This is a genomic window from Frigoribacterium sp. Leaf415 (genome assembly GCF_001424645.1).
Classification (GTDB): Bacteria; Actinomycetota; Actinomycetes; order Actinomycetales; family Microbacteriaceae; genus Frigoribacterium.
In genome coordinates this window covers 1,115,247-1,131,000 of record NZ_LMQR01000001.1, presented here as the reverse complement: position 1 = coordinate 1,131,000, position 15,754 = coordinate 1,115,247, and the positions used below count along the sequence as shown (strand labels likewise).

At 71.9% G+C, this 15,754-nt stretch carries 17 protein-coding genes; all 17 read right to left on the bottom strand.

Annotated elements, in window-relative coordinates:
- Positions 1-101 precede the first annotated feature (101 nt).
- On the bottom strand, positions 102-1,103 hold the full coding sequence (gene lgt, locus ASG28_RS05190) for a prolipoprotein diacylglyceryl transferase (RefSeq protein WP_055972747.1): 1,002 nt from the start codon (positions 1,101-1,103) through the stop codon (positions 102-104).
- Positions 1,104-1,188: 85 nt separating this feature from the next.
- Positions 1,189-1,995, bottom strand: coding sequence for a tryptophan synthase subunit alpha (gene trpA / locus ASG28_RS05185; protein ID WP_055972744.1), 807 nt, complete (start codon positions 1,993-1,995; stop codon positions 1,189-1,191).
- The gene (gene trpB / locus ASG28_RS05180) at positions 1,992-3,200 is read right to left on the bottom strand and encodes a tryptophan synthase subunit beta (RefSeq protein ID WP_055972741.1); all 1,209 of its coding nucleotides are present in this window, start codon (positions 3,198-3,200) and stop codon (positions 1,992-1,994) included. Before trpB ends, trpA begins: the two co-directional genes overlap by 4 nt.
- Before the next feature lie 2 nt (positions 3,201-3,202).
- Positions 3,203-3,976, bottom strand: a complete 774-nt coding sequence (trpC, locus tag ASG28_RS05175; RefSeq protein ID WP_055972737.1) for an indole-3-glycerol phosphate synthase TrpC — start codon at positions 3,974-3,976, stop codon at positions 3,203-3,205.
- Positions 3,977-4,255 (bottom strand): DUF6704 family protein, encoded by a 279-nt coding sequence (locus ASG28_RS05170; RefSeq protein ID WP_055976966.1) that lies wholly within the window; start codon positions 4,253-4,255, stop codon positions 3,977-3,979.
- 81 nt (positions 4,256-4,336) lie between these two features.
- Positions 4,337-4,981, bottom strand: a complete 645-nt coding sequence (locus tag ASG28_RS05165) for a Trp biosynthesis-associated membrane protein (RefSeq protein WP_055972734.1) — start codon at positions 4,979-4,981, stop codon at positions 4,337-4,339.
- Positions 4,981-6,513 carry an anthranilate synthase component I gene (locus ASG28_RS05160; protein ID WP_369814151.1) on the bottom strand — a complete coding sequence of 511 codons (1,533 nt, stop codon included), beginning with the start codon at positions 6,511-6,513 and terminating at the stop codon, positions 4,981-4,983. Before ASG28_RS05160 ends, ASG28_RS05165 begins: the two co-directional genes overlap by 1 nt.
- Positions 6,506-6,922, bottom strand: a complete 417-nt coding sequence (hisI, locus tag ASG28_RS05155) for a phosphoribosyl-AMP cyclohydrolase (RefSeq protein WP_055972730.1) — start codon at positions 6,920-6,922, stop codon at positions 6,506-6,508. Before hisI ends, ASG28_RS05160 begins: the two co-directional genes overlap by 8 nt.
- Before the next feature lie 81 nt (positions 6,923-7,003).
- Positions 7,004-7,810, bottom strand: a complete 807-nt coding sequence (gene hisF, locus ASG28_RS05150) for an imidazole glycerol phosphate synthase subunit HisF (protein WP_369814150.1) — start codon at positions 7,808-7,810, stop codon at positions 7,004-7,006.
- Positions 7,811-7,812: 2 nt separating this feature from the next.
- On the bottom strand, positions 7,813-8,652 hold the full coding sequence (gene hisG / locus ASG28_RS05145) for an ATP phosphoribosyltransferase (protein WP_054146064.1): 840 nt from the start codon (positions 8,650-8,652) through the stop codon (positions 7,813-7,815).
- Positions 8,653-8,716: 64 nt separating this feature from the next.
- Positions 8,717-8,980, bottom strand: a complete 264-nt coding sequence (locus ASG28_RS05140; RefSeq protein WP_043592769.1) for a phosphoribosyl-ATP diphosphatase — start codon at positions 8,978-8,980, stop codon at positions 8,717-8,719.
- A complete protein-coding gene (rpe, locus tag ASG28_RS05135; RefSeq protein ID WP_055972727.1) occupies positions 8,977-9,642 on the bottom strand; it encodes a ribulose-phosphate 3-epimerase in 666 nt (221 codons plus the stop codon). The genes ASG28_RS05140 and rpe overlap by 4 nt, the downstream gene beginning before the upstream one ends.
- 9 nt (positions 9,643-9,651) lie before the next feature.
- Entirely contained in the window at positions 9,652-11,022 is a 1,371-nt protein-coding gene (locus ASG28_RS05130; RefSeq protein WP_055972724.1) for an RsmB/NOP family class I SAM-dependent RNA methyltransferase, read from the bottom strand.
- The gene (gene fmt, locus ASG28_RS05125; RefSeq protein WP_082454393.1) at positions 11,019-12,008 is read right to left on the bottom strand and encodes a methionyl-tRNA formyltransferase; all 990 of its coding nucleotides are present in this window, start codon (positions 12,006-12,008) and stop codon (positions 11,019-11,021) included. The genes ASG28_RS05130 and fmt overlap by 4 nt, the downstream gene beginning before the upstream one ends.
- A 15-nt stretch (positions 12,009-12,023) precedes the next feature.
- Positions 12,024-14,099 carry a primosomal protein N' gene (locus tag ASG28_RS05120; protein WP_235477568.1) on the bottom strand — a complete coding sequence of 692 codons (2,076 nt, stop codon included), beginning with the start codon at positions 14,097-14,099 and terminating at the stop codon, positions 12,024-12,026.
- A gap of 2 nt (positions 14,100-14,101) precedes the next feature.
- Positions 14,102-15,328, bottom strand: a complete 1,227-nt coding sequence (metK, locus tag ASG28_RS05115; protein WP_055976955.1) for a methionine adenosyltransferase — start codon at positions 15,326-15,328, stop codon at positions 14,102-14,104.
- 125 nt (positions 15,329-15,453) lie between these two features.
- On the bottom strand, positions 15,454-15,720 hold the full coding sequence (gene rpoZ, locus ASG28_RS05110) for a DNA-directed RNA polymerase subunit omega (RefSeq protein ID WP_043592764.1): 267 nt from the start codon (positions 15,718-15,720) through the stop codon (positions 15,454-15,456).
- Positions 15,721-15,754: the final 34 nt, after the last annotated feature.

Below are 15,754 nucleotides of genomic sequence, written 5' to 3'. Positions count from 1 at the left end.
AACCGTGTCGCGGGCGGATCGTTCGCACCGGGATGGGGTGGAGAGGATCGGGCGCCACGACGGTGGGGCGCCGGGCCCGCGGTCGTCGTGGAGTGGACGACCTAGGGACGCGGTGAGCGATCGGTGTTGTCGTCCGATGCGCCGACGGTGACCAACTCGGGTTCGTCGTTCTCCGTGTACGTGTCGTCGGAGTCTACAGCAGACGCCCGCTCGCTCGGTGCGCGACCGGGCACGTAGGGGCCGGGGACGGTGCCTGTGTGACGACGTGCGGCGACGACGAAGAGGACGATGCCGAGGACGACGGCGAAGAAGCTCATCCACACGTTCGTCCGGATGCCGAAGAACAGGAGGCTGGGATCGGTGCGGATCGACTCGAACCAGGCGCGGCCGATGCCGTACCAGACCAGGTAGAAGGCCAGCGACCGACCCCACTGCATCGGGGCCTTCTTCTCGAGGAGCAACAGGATCGCGACCCCGGCGAGCATCCAGACGATCTCGTACAGGAACGTGGGGTGGAAGAGCGTGCCCTCGGGCAGGCCGGTCGGGTAGGCAGCGTTCGTCGACTCGATCTCGAGGCCCCAGGGCAGGTCGGTCGGCATGCCGAAGAGCTCGTGGTTGAACCAGTTGCCGAGGCGACCGAAGGCCTGCGCGACGAGCAGCCCGGGGGCGAGGGCGTCGGCGAACACCGTGAACCGCAGACCGGTGAAGCGGCAGCCGAGCCAGACGCCCACGGCACCCAACAAAAGAGCTCCGTAGATGGCGAGGCCGCCTTCCCACACGAACAGGACGTGGATGTACTGGTCGGGCGACGAGAAGTAGTCCGCCGGGTGGGTGATGACGTGGAAGAGGCGTCCCCCGGCGATGCCGAAGATCACGGCCCAGATGGCCACGTCGATGACGATGCCCTTCTCGGCGCCCTGCCGGTTGAGGCGGTGGTTCGTGATGATGACCGCCGCGACGATGCCGACGAGGATGCAGATGGCGTAGGCGTGGATGCGCAGCGAGCCGGGCAGCGAAGCCCCGAAGGTCGAGTTCAACCAGGCGGTGACGTCGAAGTACTGCCAGGCGGCCGACGGGCTCGGGATGCTCAGGGGAACGAACACGGGCGTGGTGCCTTTCGGAGGGGTGCGGGGCGTCGGTCACCCGACGGATGACGACTCTAGCGCGAGGGCGTCGGCCCCGAGGGGGTCAGGAAGCGGACGGGGCCGCGCCGGACGAGAGGTCGGCGGAGACCTCGGCGAGGCGTTCGACCCCGCCGTCGGCGAGGGCGCGCACGAAGGCCGAACCGATGATGGCACCGTCGGCGTATTCGAGCACTTCCCGGACCTGCTGGGCGGTGGAGATGCCGAGGCCGACACAGGCGTTCTCGACGCCCACCTCGCGGAGTCGGGCGACGAGGGTGCTCGCCGCTGCGTCGACGTCGGTGCGGGCACCCGTGATGCCCATCGTCGAGACGGTGTAGACGAAGCCGCGGCTGCTCGCGACGGCCTGTCGGAGGCGCGATTCGCTGGACGACGGAGCTGCCAGGAACACACGGTCGAGATCGGCGGCCAGGGCGGCGGACATCCACGCGTCGGCTTCGTCGGGGATCAGGTCGGGGGTGATGAGCCCGGCACCGCCCGCGGCCGCGAGGTCGTCGGCGAAGCGCTGGACGCCGTACTGCTCGACCGGGTTCCAGTAGGTCATGGGGATGACGGGGGTGTCGACGCGCGAGGTGATCTCGCGGATCGCCGTGAAGACGTCGCGCACGCGGAACCCTTCGGCGAGGGATCGCTGCGTCGCGGCCTGGATCACCGGCCCGTCCATCACCGGGTCGGAGTACGGGATGCCCAGCTCGATGACGTCGATGCCGTTCTCGGCCATCGCCACCGCGGCCTCGATGCTCGTGTCGAGGTCGGGGAACCCGACGGGCAGGTACCCCACGACGGCACCGCTCCCGGCATCTCGCCGAGCCCGGATCGCGTCGCCGACCTTGCTGGCGCCCTGCGCGGTCACAGCTGCTGCGCCTTCTCGTCGAGGACGCCGAAGTACCGGCTCGCGGTCGAGACGTCCTTGTCGCCACGCCCGCTGAGAGAGACCAGGATCGTCCAGTCCGGGTGCTCGAGGCCGAGCTTGATCGTGCCCGCCAGGGCGTGCGCCGACTCGATGGCCGGCATGATGCCCTCGGTCTGCGAGAGCAGACGGAAAGCCTGCATGGCCTCGTCGTCGGTGATCGGCTGGTACTCGGCTCGACCCGACTCGGACAGCCAGGCGTGCTCCGGGCCGACGCTCGGGTAGTCGAGACCTGCCGAGATGGAGTGGCTCTCGAGGGTCTGACCGTCCTCGTCCTGCATGAGGTAGGACTTGGTGCCCTGCAGGTTGCCGATGCGGCCCAGCGTGATCGAGGCCGCGTGACGGCCCGTCTCGACGCCGTCGCCGCCGGCCTCGAAGCCGAAGAGCCGGACCGAGGGATCGTCGAGGAACGCATGGAAGATGCCCATCGCGTTCGAGCCGCCGCCGACGCAGGCCGTGACGGCGTCGGGCAGCGAACCGGTCAGGTCGAGGACCTGCTGGCGGGCCTCTTCGCCGATGATCTTGTGGAAGTCGCGCACCATGGCGGGGAAGGGGTGCGGGCCGGCGACCGTGCCCAGCACGTAGTGCGTGGTGTCGACGCTGGACACCCAATCGCGCATGGCGTCGTTGATGGCGTCCTTGAGGGTGCGGGAGCCGGTCGTGACCGAGACGACCTCGGCCCCGAGCAAGCGCATCCGTGCGACGTTGAGCGCCTGGCGCTCGGTGTCGACCTGCCCCATGTAGACGACGCACTCCATGCCGAAGAGCGCGGCCGCGGTGGCCGTGGCGACGCCGTGCTGACCCGCCCCGGTCTCGGCGATCAGACGGGTCTTGCCGAGTTTGCGGGCCAGCAGGGCCTGCCCGAGCACGTTGTTGATCTTGTGCGACCCCGTGTGGTTGAGGTCTTCACGTTTCAGGATGACGCGTGCGCCGCCCGCGTGCTGGGCGAATCGCGGCACCTCGGTGATGATCGACGGCCGACCCGTGTAGGTGGCGTGCAGAGCCGTCAGCTCGGCGGCGAACTCGGGGTCGACGGCGGCGGCCTTGTAGGCCGCGTCGAGCTCGTCGAGAGCGGCCACGAGGGACTCGGGCACGAAGCGCCCACCGAACGAGCCGAAGTACGGGCCCGTCTCGTCGCGTAGTGCCATGGTCAGACCTCCAGGAAGCGGGTGATGGCGTCGGCGGGGTCGCCGTGGGTCACGAGGGCTTCGCCCACGAGCACGACGTCGGCACCCGAGCGACGGTAGTGGGCGACGTCGTCGGGAGACGAGACGGCCGACTCGGCGACGCGGGTGACGCCCGCCGGGATCGAGTCGGACAGGCGACCGAACAGGTCACGGTCGAGTTCGAAGGTCGTCAGGTCGCGAGCGTTGACACCGAGGACGGTGGCGCCGGCATCGAGGCCTCGCGACACCTCGTCGGCCGAGTGCGCCTCGATCAGGGCCGTCATGCCCAGCTGCCGCACGAGGTCGTGCAACTCGACGAGACGGGGCTGCTCGAGCCCGGCCACGATCAGCAGGACGAGGTCGGCACCGGCCGCCCTGGCCTCGAAGACCTGGTAAGCGTCGGCGATGAAGTCCTTGCGGAGGACGGGGACGTCGACGGCGGCGCGGACCGCTTCGAGGTCGGCGAGGGAACCCTTGAACTTGCGGCCCTCGGTGAGGACGCTGATCGCGCTCGCTCCCCCGGCCGCGTAGGACAGGGCCAACGACGCCGGATCGGCGATGGTGGAGAGGTGGCCTCGGGACGGGCTCGCACGCTTGACCTCGGCGATGACCTTGACGCGGTCGGCCGGGGCGAGGGCGGTGCGGGCGTCGAGGGCGGGCTCGCGCGAGAGGGCCGCCGCCTCGACGGCGGCGAACGGAAGGGACTCACGGCGTGCTGCGGCGTCGGCCACGGCACCCGCGTACAGGTCGTCGAGCACCTAGTTGTGGGCCTTCGGCACGTAGCGGTGGCCGCCGACGCCGTAACCGGCCTTCTTGAGCACGAGACCCACGACGAGTCCGACGACGACCAGGCCGGCGGAGGCCCAGACGATCCACGGGACGTCGAGGAAGAACGCCAGGGTGCCGATGGCGAAGCCGACCAGCATGATGACGACGGCGGTCCAGGCCGCGGGCGAGTTGCCGTGCCCGAGGTCGTCGGCCGTCTCGGTGTCGCGGCCCTTCGAGCCGGGGTCGACCTTCGCCGGGGCGTTCTTCAGAGGCGCGTCGCCACCGGAGGGGGTGCTCGTCGTGTTCGTGCTCACAGTGCTCCTTGGATCAGGTCGGTACGGGGGCCGAGTCTACCGGGTACGGCCCGGCTCGGTGGGGCTCGACCCGCCCTCGTCGAGGCGCGAGGGGGTGTCGGTCGGGTCGTCACCGCCCGAGAGCGCGTCCCAGGCGGCCGCGGGATCGGCCGCGGGATCTGCGGCGACGAGTCGCGTCGCGGAGTACTTGCGGGTGGCCTGGGGCCAGGCGCCCGCGAGGAGCACGGTGGCGACGCCGAGGAGCGCGGCCAGCACGCCGGCCACGAGCCCGAGCCAGGGCCAGGCCGTCGGCTCGACCGACGAGACGATGCCCCGGATCGAGTCGGTGCCGTCGACTCCCGTGGCGGTCGTCACGGCGCTGCCCGACGCGCGCACGGGGTCGGCCAGGGCCGTCGCCGTCGTGACGACGACGCTGACTCCCAGCGCCACCTGCAGCACCCCCAGGACGACGCGGAACACCCGACCGGCGATCGTGAGTGCCCCGAAGAGTGCCAGGCTGGCCAGCGAGAGGGCGGACAACGGCGCACCGGCGACGTCGCCGGCGACGTCCAGGGGCAGGTCTCCACCCTGGGGTGACGCGACGACGACGTGGAACCAGTCCTGCGTCCAGGACAGCAGGGCGAGCCCAGCGAGCAGGATGCCCGCCAGGATCGTCGTGAGCTTGAGGCGACGAGCGGGCATCAGCGGAGCCGTGTCATGGCGTTGGCGACCGCGACGGCACGCAAGGGGGCCGCGGCCTTGTTGCGCGCCTCCTGGTTCTCGGCGACAGGGTCGCTGTCGGCGACGAGTCCGGCGCCTGCCTGGACGCGGGCCACGCCGTCCTGCAGGAGGACGGTGCGGATCGCGATCGCGACGTCGGCCGAGCCGGCGAAGTCGAAGTAACCGACGACTCCCCCGTAGACGCCGCGCTGGGCCGGCTCGAGCTCGTCGATGATCTCGAGGGCCCGGGGCTTGGGGGCACCCGACAGCGTCCCGGCCGGGAAGGTGGCCCGGAACGCGTCGATGGCGTCCTTGCCGGGGGCGAGGTCGCCCTCGACGCTGGACACGAGGTGCATGATGTGGCTGAACCGTTCGACCTGCATGAACTCGGTGACCTCGACGGTGCCGGGCGTGCACACCTTGAGCAGGTCGTTGCGGGCCAGGTCGACCAGCATGAGGTGCTCGGCGCGTTCTTTCTCGTCCGAGGCGAGCTCGTCGGCGTAGCGCTGGTCCTCGTCGGGCGACGCGCCCCGGGGCTTCGATCCGGCGATGGGATGCGTGTAGGCCCGCCGTCCGTCGACCTTGACCAGCGCCTCGGGCGACGAGCCGACGATGGTGTACGGACGGCCTTGCACGTCGTCGAGCGTCACCAGGTACATGTACGGGCTCGGGTTGAGCGTCCGCAGCACCCGGTAGACGTCGAGCGGTTGGGCCGTGACCTCGTGGTCGAAGCGCTGGGAGATGACGACCTGGAAGACGTCGCCGTCGTGGATGAACTGCTTCGACCGCTGGATGGCGTGCGCGTACTCGTCGTCGGTCGAGCGTCGGGTGGGCGTGGCCTCGATCGTCAGGTCGACGTCGGACAGGAAGGCCTCGCTCGGGGCCGCGAGGCGGGACTGCAGGTCGTCGAGTCGCGACTGCGCGTCGGCCCACAGGACGTCGGGCTCGTCGGTGCCGTCGTTCAACGCGGTCGCGACGAGCAGGACGGCACCCGTGCGGTGGTCGAGGGCCACGAGCTCGGAGACGAAGCTGAGCGCCTGCGAGGGCACCGTGAACTCGGCCGGCGGCACGTCGGGCAGGTGCTCGAGCTCGCGAACGGCCTCCCAGCCGACGAAACCGACCAGGCCGCCGGTGAGGGGCGGCATCCCGTCGATGCGCGGGGTGGCCCACCGGTGGTGCAGGGCGGAGAGCACCTCGAGCGGGCGGCCCGTGGCGTCGCCCAGGGCCCGCTCGCGGTCGATGCCGTAGTCGATCCACCGGGCTTCGCCGTTGTCGGTGGTGAGCACCCCGAAGGACGAGACGCCCACGAAGGACCACCGGGACCAGATGCCGCCCTGGGCCGCCGACTCGAGCAGGAAGCTGCCGGGTCGGCCGTCGGCCAGCTTGCGGTACACCCCGACCGGGGTCTCGCCGTCGGCGAAGATGTCGCGCACGACCGGGACGACCCGATGACCGGCCAGCCGCTCGTCGAACTGGGCCCGGGTGGTCGAGGTGCGGATCGGGGCGTCAGCCACGGAGGCCTCCGGAGGGGTCGGTGTCGCCGGACGGCAGGGACGAGGAGGCGGTGGCCGGCTCGAGCGGGTCGACCTCGAAACAGGAGTGGGACCCCGTGTGGCAGGCCGCGCCGATCTGCTCGACGGTGACGAGCAGCACGTCGTCGTCGCAGTCGAGGGCGGCGGCGCGGACGAACTGCGCGTGACCGGACGTGTCGCCCTTCCGCCAGTACTCCTGACGAGACCGGGACCAGAAGGTGACGCGCCCCTCGGTGAGCGTGCGGCGGAGCGCCTCGGCGTCCATCCAGCCCATCATGAGCACGTCCTTCGTGCCCTCCTGCTGGATGATGGCGGGCAGCAGGCCCGACGCGTCGAACCGGGCACGGGCGACGACGGGCTCGACCGTCTCACGCGTCAGCTGGTCGGTCATGGTGTGCTCCTCGGTGCGGTGCGGTGCGGTGCGGTGCGGTGTCGCGTGGTGAATGCGGTCTCTGAGGAGTGACGGCCCGCCTCAGCGGACGATCGCCCCGGACCGAGCCAGCTCGTCCTTGACCTGGCCGACGGTGAGTTCGCCGTTGTGGAAGACCGAGGCCGCGAGCACGGCGTCGGCACCCGCCTCGATGGCGGGGGCGAAGTGCTCGAGTCGACCCGCGCCTCCGGACGCGACGACCGGCACCCGGCTGAGCTCGCGCATGGCGCGGACGAGTTCGAGGTCGAAGCCCTGCTTGGTGCCGTCGGCGTCGATCGAGTTGACGAGCAGTTCGCCCGCCCCGCGTTCGATGGCCTCACGGGCCCAGGTGAGCGCGTCGAGGGTCGTCTCGGTGCGGCCGCCGTGGGTCGTGACGACGAAGCCCGACGGGGTGCCGGTGGACCGCTTGACGTCGAGGGAGAGGACGACCGCCTGTGCCCCGAAGCGGTCGGCGATCTCGCCGATGAGATCGGGTCGGGCGATGGCGGCGCTGTTCACGCCGATCTTGTCCGCCCCGGCCGCCTGCAGCCGTGCGACGTCGTCGGTGGTGCGAACGCCGCCACCGACCGTCAACGGGATGAAGACCTGCTCGGCGGTCGCCCGGACGACGTCGTAGGTGGTCGACCGTTCGTCGACCGTGGCCGTGACGTCCAGGAAGGTGATCTCGTCGGCACCCTGCTCGTAGTAGGTGCGGGCCAACTCGACCGGGTCGCCCGCGTCTCGCAGGTCGAGGAAGTTGACGCCCTTCACCACGCGGCCCGCGGCCACGTCGAGGCACGGGATGACCCGGACGGCGAGGGACGCGTCCGCGGCGGCCGCGCCGGTGGCGACCACGTCGTCGGCGGCCACGGCTACAGCCTCGCGGCGTGGATCGGGCTGACCAGGATGGCCCGGGCACCGAGGTCGTAGAGGGCGTCCATGACCTGGTTCGTGTCGGACCGCGGGACCATCACGCGGACGGCGGCCCAGTCGCGATCGTGCAGCGGGGAGACGGTCGGCGACTCCATGCCGCCGGCGACGGCGGTCGCGGCGTCGAGCTTGGCGACCGGGACGTCGTAGTCCATGAGGACGTACTGCCGGGCCACGAGCACGCCCTGCAGGCGACGGTGCAGGACCGCCAGGCCGTCGACCTCGGCATCGGACGAGATGAGGACGGCGGTCGACTCGAGGATGACCGGCCCGAAGATCTCGAGCCCCGCCGCACGCAGGGTGGCACCGGTCGAGACGACGTCGGCGACGGCGTCGGCGACGCCCAGCTGCACCGCGCTCTCGACGGCGCCGTCGAGCGGCACCAGGGTCGCCGTGACCCCGTGGCTCTCGAGGAAGGAGCCGACGAGGCCGGCGTAGCTGGTCGCGACCCGAGTGCCCTGCAGTTGGCGCAGATCGGCGAAACGGCCGGGAGGGCCCGCGAAGCGGAAGGTCGAGCCACCGAAGTCGAGGGGCGCGACCTCGTGGGCCGGCGAGTGCGAGTCGAGCAGCAGGTCGCGGCCCGTGATGCCCACGTCGAGCGCGCCCGACCCCACGTAGGTCGCGATGTCGCGCGGACGGAGGTAGAAGAACTCGACGCCGTTGCGCGGGTCTTCGACGTGCAGGGTCTTGGGGTCTCGGCGACCGGTGTAGCCGGCCTCGGCGAGCATGGCGGAGGCGGTCTCGCTGAGCGATCCCTTGTTGGGCACTGCGACGCGGAGCATGGGGTTCTCTGTCTGCTGGGGTGCCGCGCGAGCGGCGTGACGAACGGGGGTGACGGAGGCCGACTCAGAGATGCCGGTAGACGTCGGCCGGGGTGATGCCCTTCGCGATCATCATGACCTGCAGGTGGTAGAGCAGCTGGGAGATCTCTTCGGCGGTCGCGACGTCGCCCTCGTACTCGGCGGCCATCCAGACCTCGGCGGCCTCTTCGACGATCTTCTTGCCGATCTGGTGCACGCCGGCGTCGAGTTCGGCCACGGTGCCCGACCCCTCGGGCCGGTCGCGGGCCTTGTCGCTGAGCTCGAGGTACAGGTCGTCGAAGGATTTCACGACGTCAAGGCTACCGTCGCGGCGGCCGCCCGGAGTGCAGCGATGTTGTCGACGGGCGACCCGCCGTAGACGGCGGACCCGGCGACCACCGTGTCGGCACCGTTCTCGACGGCGGTGACGATCGTCTCGGTCGTGATGCCGCCGTCGACCTCGAGCCAGACGTCGAGCCCGGAGGCGCGCACGGCGTCGCGGGCGCGGGCCAGCTTGGTCATCGTCTCGGGCATGAAGGACTGGCCACCGAAGCCCGGCTCGACGGTCATGACGAGGATCATGTCGTACGCGTCGAGGGTCTGGAGGTAGGGCTCGAGGTCGGTGCCCGGCTTGACCGCGACGGAGGCGCGGGCCCCGTTGCTGCGGATGGCGCGTGCCGTCGACACGGGGTCGACCGTGGCCTCGGCGGAGAAGGTGACGGAGAAGGCGCCCGTCTCGGCGTAGCGAGGCGCCCAGCGGTCGGCGTCGTCGACCATGAGGTGCAGGTCGAGCGGCACCGGGCTGACCTCGCCGAGACGCTGCACGACGGGCAGACCGAGGGTCAGGTTGGGCACGAAGTGGCCGTCCATGACGTCGACGTGCACGAGGTCGGCGGTCGAGATGCGCTGCAGGTCGCGCTCGAGGTTGGCGAAGTCGGCCGAGAGGATGCTGGGGCTGATGCGGATCGACACGGGACGAGCCTACCGTCCGGCGCGTTTCTCGATCAGGGCGACGAACATGGCGTCGGTGCCGTGACGGTGCGGCCAGAGCTGGACGAACGGTGCCGACGCCAGGTCGACGGACCGGCCGGCGATGCGCTCGACGCCCGCCGTCGCGTCGAGCAGCACGAGGTCGTCGTCGCGGCCCCGGAGCCCCGCCTCGACGACGCCGCGGGTCTCGGCCGTGTGCGGCGAGCAGGTCACGTACGCGAGGACTCCCCCGGGCGCGAGCGCGTCCAGTGCGCTGGCGAACAGGCGCGTCTGCAGGGCCGTGAGCTGTCCGACGTCGGCCGGCTGCTTGCGCCACCGGGCCTCGGGCCGCCGCCGCAGGGCCCCGAGACCGGTGCAGGGCGCGTCGAGCAGGATGCGGTCGAAGCCTCCGGGCTGTTCCGCCCCGAACCGGGTGGCGTCACCCTCGAGCACCTCGACGTCGCCGGGGACGGCCTCGAGGGCCTGTCGGACGAGACCGGCCCGGGCCGGGACGAGCTCGTTGGCGACGAGGTGGGCGCCTGCCCGGGCCGCCTCGGCGCCCAGCAGGGCGGCCTTGCCGCCGGGACCCGCGCACATGTCGAGCCAGCGTTCTCCGGGCTCGGCGGTCCGGTGACGGCTGAGCAGCAGGGCCGCGAGCTGTGAACCTTCGTCCTGCACGCGGGCGCGCCCCTCGCGGACGGCGGTCTGTTGGGCCGGGTCTCCCCCGCCGCTCGTCGCGGCGAGCGGCGAGAGGCGCCTGCTCGGGGCACCGAGCTCGGAGACCTCGGCGAGCCCGGGCAGGGCGACGAGACTGACCTTCGGGGCGTCGTTGTCGGCCGACAGCAGGTCGACGAGTTCGTCCTCGCGGCCCTCGGCGGCCAGCGAGCGACGGAACGCCCGCACCACCCAGGCGGGGTGAGACCACTCCGCGGCCAGACGGTCGTCGTCACCGGTCGTGCCGGCCAGGACGCGATCGCGCCACTCGTCGGGCGTCGACCGCGAGATGGTGCGGAGCACCCCGTTCACGAAGCCCGTGCCCGACCGGCTGCCCACCTGACGGGCGAGCTCGACGCTCTCGTCGACGGCGGCATGGACCGCCACCCGCGTCGAGAGCAGCTGGTGCGTGCCGAGTCTCAGGACGTCGAGGAGCGCCGGGTCGATGGCGTCGGTGCCTCGGCGGGCGGCCAGCGCGATCACGCGGTCGTAGTAGCCCCGGAGGCGCAGGGTGCCGTAGGTGAGTTCGGTCGCGAGCCCCGCGTCCTGTGCTCCGAGACGGGCCCGGACGATGCGTTGCGGCAGCAGGAGGTTCGCGTAGGCGTCGTCCTGCTCGACGGCCCGGAGGACGTCGAGGGCGACCTGGCGGGCGGGCTGGACTCGGCTCATGAGGCGCTCTCCGTGTCGGTGGAGGTGTCGGTGTCGGTGTCGGGCCGGGGGGCCTCGGTGGGCGGGGTCACGCGGCGCTCGACCCCGCCGGGCAGCCCTCGCCACCAGTCGGCTGCCGACATCTCTTTCTTGCCCGCCGGTTGCACGCGGACGAGCTCGACGGGCGAGGAGGCGGTGCCCAGCAGCACACGGCGGCCCCGGGACTCGAGGCGACCGGCCTCGAGAGGTGGCTCGTCGACCGACGTCACCCGCGCCTCCGTGATCTTGAGGACCGTGCCGTCGAGGTCGACGCGGGCACCGGGCTCGGGCGTCACGCCGCGGAAACGGTCGATCAGCTCGGCCGCCGGACGCGAGACGTCGAGGACGCCGTCGGCGAGGGTCAGCTTGGGGGCGAGCGTGACCTCGCCGGTCTGAGCCGTCGACACGGCCGTGCCGTCGGCGAGGCGAGCGACGACGTCGACCAGCAGGTCGGACCCGGACTGCGCGAGTTCGGCGAGGAGCACTCCCGCGGTCTCGGTGCCGTCGAGACGGCGTTCGAGGGAGCCGTAGACGTCCCCCGCGTCGAGCTCGGGGACGAGCTGGAACACCGCCGCGCCCGTCACGACGTCGCCCGCCATGAGCGACCGCTGGACGGGAGCCGCACCGCGCCAGGCGGGCAGCAGGGAGAAGTGCAGGTTGACCCAGCCGAGGCGGGGCGCACCGAGCAGGGGCTCACGCAGCAGGGCGCCGTAGGCCACGACGACGCCGAGGTCGGGATCGAGCGCCGAGAGCTCGGCCGTGACCTCGGGTGTGATGCGTCGGGCCTTCACGACGCGGAGACCGAGGCGGTCGGCCTCGACGGCGACGGGGGTGGGGGTCAGGACGCGTTTGCGTCCTTGGGGGGTGTCGTCGCGGGTCAGCACGGCGACGACCTCGTGAGGGCCGTCGGCGAGGGCGGTGAGCGAGGGCACGGCAGCGGCGGGGCTGCCGGCGAAGACGAGGCGCATGGGGTTCCTGGCGGGTCAGTCGGCGAACGGCTCGACGTCGTCGAACCGCACTCTGAGTGTAGGGACGGCGCGTGCGCGCTTCTGACCGAGCGCCTTGCGTCGGTCCGTGGCCGCACGGATGACCTGGGAGCGAAGGGCCTGGGCCACGTCGTGACCCCGCGAGTAGTCGAAGCGGACGATCGCACGAACCCCGGCGGACTCGACGTCCACCGGGCCGAGGGTCTCGGATCGGACCTCGTCGGGCAGGTCGTCGAGCGCCCGCGCGACGGTGTCGACCGTGCCGGTCACGGTTGCCACGCGGACGGCCGGCGGGAAGCGCAGGACGCGGCGATCGGCGAGCTCGGCGGAGACGAACCGGGCGAGCTCCCACGTGGCCAGGGCGGAGGCGATGGCGCCGCCCACCCCGACCAGCACGACCGGGGCCCGTCGTGCGGCCAGCGCCGTGGCGTTGGCCCACCAGCGGAGGCAGTCCTCGGCGACGCGGAGGCTCTCGCGCGCGAGCATGCGTTCGCCGTCGAGCAGCAGCACGGCTCGGTAGCCACCCGGGGCGACCGGCTCGGCCCCGCGGGTCGCGACGACGATGGCCGGGTCGGCGTCGACGTGGGTCAGGGCCCGGGTGCCGTCCGACACGATGATGCGGACCCCGGGGAACGCCTTGCCGAGCTCGTCGGCCGTCCGCGAGGCACCGGTGCCGACGGCCCGCATGCGCGTGCCCTCACAGGTGCGGCAGTGCCACGAGACGGCCAGGGCGCCGCACCAGGCGCAGGCCGGGGTCACCCCGCGCTCGCGCTGCTGGAGGGGGCCGTTGCAGCGCAGGCAGCGCGCGGTGTCGCCGCAGTCGACGCAGGCCAGACGAGGCGAGTAGCCCGGTGAGGCGACCTGGATCAGCACCGGCCCGTGCTCGACCGCGGCCCGCGCCTCGGCGTAGGCCGAGGAGGGGATCCGGGCCTGCGCCGCGAAGCCGTCCGTGGCCGCCTGACGCACGGTCGGCACGACCCGGGGCTGGTAGCGCGGATCGGGACGCACCTCGGCCAGGAAGCCGATCTCGACGAGGCGCTGGACGTCGGTGCTGCGGGAATGGCCGAGGAACACCAGAGCGGTGTCTTGCTGTGCTTGTCGGAGCAGAGCGGTGTCGCGGGCGTGCACGTAGGGGGCGAGCGGCTCGCCGAAGGACGGGTCGCCGTCGTCGAACACCACGACGACCCCGAGCCTGGCCGAGGGCGCGAGCAGGACGGAGCGATTGCCGACCACGACCACGGGCTCGTCGCCCCGGGCACGGAGCAGCGCGCGGTACCGGTCGGCGTTGGACTGCCGGGAGTCGAGCCGCACGACGCGGTCGGGCGGGAGGACGGCCGTGAGGGCCTGGAGGACGTGCTCTTCGTCACGGTAGTCGGGGACGGCGACCACGGCGTTCTCGCCTGCGGCGACGGCGACCGCGGCGAGCTGGGCGGCCGTCAGCGCCCAGTGACCCACCCATGCTCCGTCGGGCAACTCGACCAGCAACGGCACGGCGTCGACGGCCGCGCGACCACGGGCAGCGACGAGCCCGGCGAGGTCGGTCGAGCGGTAACCCACGACGACCGGGATGGGATCGTCGTCCCCGACGGGCGGCGCGGCGTCCACGGCTGGGGGCGCGGCGTCCGCGGGTGGCGGCGCCGGGTCGGCGGGTTCCTGTGGCGGCGAGGACGGGTTCTCGGCGGCGGCCAGGTACGCCTTCTCGACCCGGACCTGGCGCGGAGGGACCGCGAGCCGCACGACGTCGCTGGCGGATCCGCCGGCCCGGTCGGCCACGGCACGCGCCAGGCGCCACACCTCGGGTGCCAGGACCGACACGGTCGACACGACGTCCTCGATCTCGGACAGGTCACCACCGTGCTCGGACGACGACGCGACCTCGACGACGAATCCGTCGGCGATGCGTCCGGCCGAGCGGAGGGGGACCTTGACGCGGATGCCCGGGGCGACCTGGTCGCGCAGCCGCTCGGGCACGGCGTAGTCGAACAACCGGTCGAGCTGGGGCAGGGGCGATTCGACCATCACCCGGACGACGCGCGGGCCGGCCTCGACGACCGCATCGGCGACCCCCGCCACGATCAGAGCCCGGCGGCGGCCCGGAGGGCGTCGACGCGGTCGAGCGCCTCCCAGGTGAATTCGGGCAGGTCGCGACCGAAGTGACCGTAGGTCGACGTCGCCGAGTAGATCGGCCGGAGCAGGTCGAGGTCGCGGATGATCGCCGCCGGGCGGAGGTCGAACACCGTCTCGATGGCGGCCGTGATCACGTCGTCGCCGACGTGCCCCGTGCCGAAGGTCTCGACGTACAGGCCGACGGGGGCGGCCCGCCCGATGGCGTAGGCCACCTGGAGTTCGAGCCGGTCGGCGAGGCCGGCGGCGACGGCGTTCTTGGCCACCCAGCGCATGGCGTACGCGGCGGAGCGGTCGACCTTCGAGGGGTCCTTGCCCGAGAACGCACCCCCGCCGTGACGGCTCGCGCCGCCGTAGGTGTCGACGATGATCTTGCGGCCGGTGAGGCCGGCGTCGCCCTGTGGGCCGCCGATCTCGAACCGGCCGGTCGGGTTGATGATGAACCGCGTGTCGGCGGACGAAAGCCCGGCCTCGTCGAGGACGGGGCGGATGACGTGCTCGATGACGTCGGACTCGAGCTGTTCGCTCGAGACCGCGGGTGAGTGCTGCGTCGACAGGACGACCGTGTCGACCGTCTTGGGCACGACCCCGTCGTAACCGACCGTCACCTGGGTCTTGCCGTCGGGTCGGAGGTAGTCGAGCGTGCCCGACTTGCGCACGGCCGCGAGACGCTCGGCCAGCCGGTGGGCCAGCCAGACCGGGAGCGGCATGAACTGGGGCGTCTCGTTGGTTGCGTAGCCGAACATGATGCCTTGGTCGCCCGCCCCCTGACGGTTGAGCAGATCGTCGTCGCCGCCACGCGCCTCCAGGGCGGTGTCGACGCCCTGGGCGATGTCGGGAGACTGCGAGCCGATCGAGACCTCGACGCCGCAGGTGCGCCCGTCGAAGCTCACGGCGGACGAGTCGTAGCCGATGCCCACGATGAGGTCGCGCACGATCGTCGGGATGTCGACGTAGCCCTTGGTGGTGACCTCGCCGGCGACGTGCACGAGCCCCGTGGTGACCATCGTCTCGACCGCGACCCTGCTGGCGGGGTCGACCGCGAGCAGCGCGTCGAGGATGCCGTCCGAGATCTGGTCGCAGATCTTGTCGGGGTGGCCCTCGGTGACCGACTCGGACGTGAACAGTCGCAGGGAGGTCGATGCCGTCGTGGCGGGGTCGGTCGTCGTGTCGGTCAGGCTCACGGTGTTCCTCTGGGTGTCGATCGGGTGCGGACGCGATGAGGCCCCGCGGGATGGACTCCCGGGGGCCTCGTCAGATGATAGGACCGACCACCGTCAGAGAGGCTGGTCGTGTCGCCGCGCTACTCGGCGGGAGCCGCGAGCGGCTTCACCTCGAGCTTGTCCTCGTTGATCTCGTGCATGGCGACCGACAGGGGCTTGTCGTCGATCGAGCTGTCGACGAGGGGGCCGACGTTGTCGAAGAGGCTGCCCTCGTGCAGGTCGGCGTAGTAGTCGTTGATCTGACGGGCGCGCTTGGAGGCGAAGATGACGAGTGCGTACTTCGACTCGACCTTCGACAGCAGCTCGTCGATGGGGGGATCGATGATGCCCTGGTTCTTGTCGGCCATTGGTTGCTCCTCGTGTCGATGGGGGTCGGTGCCG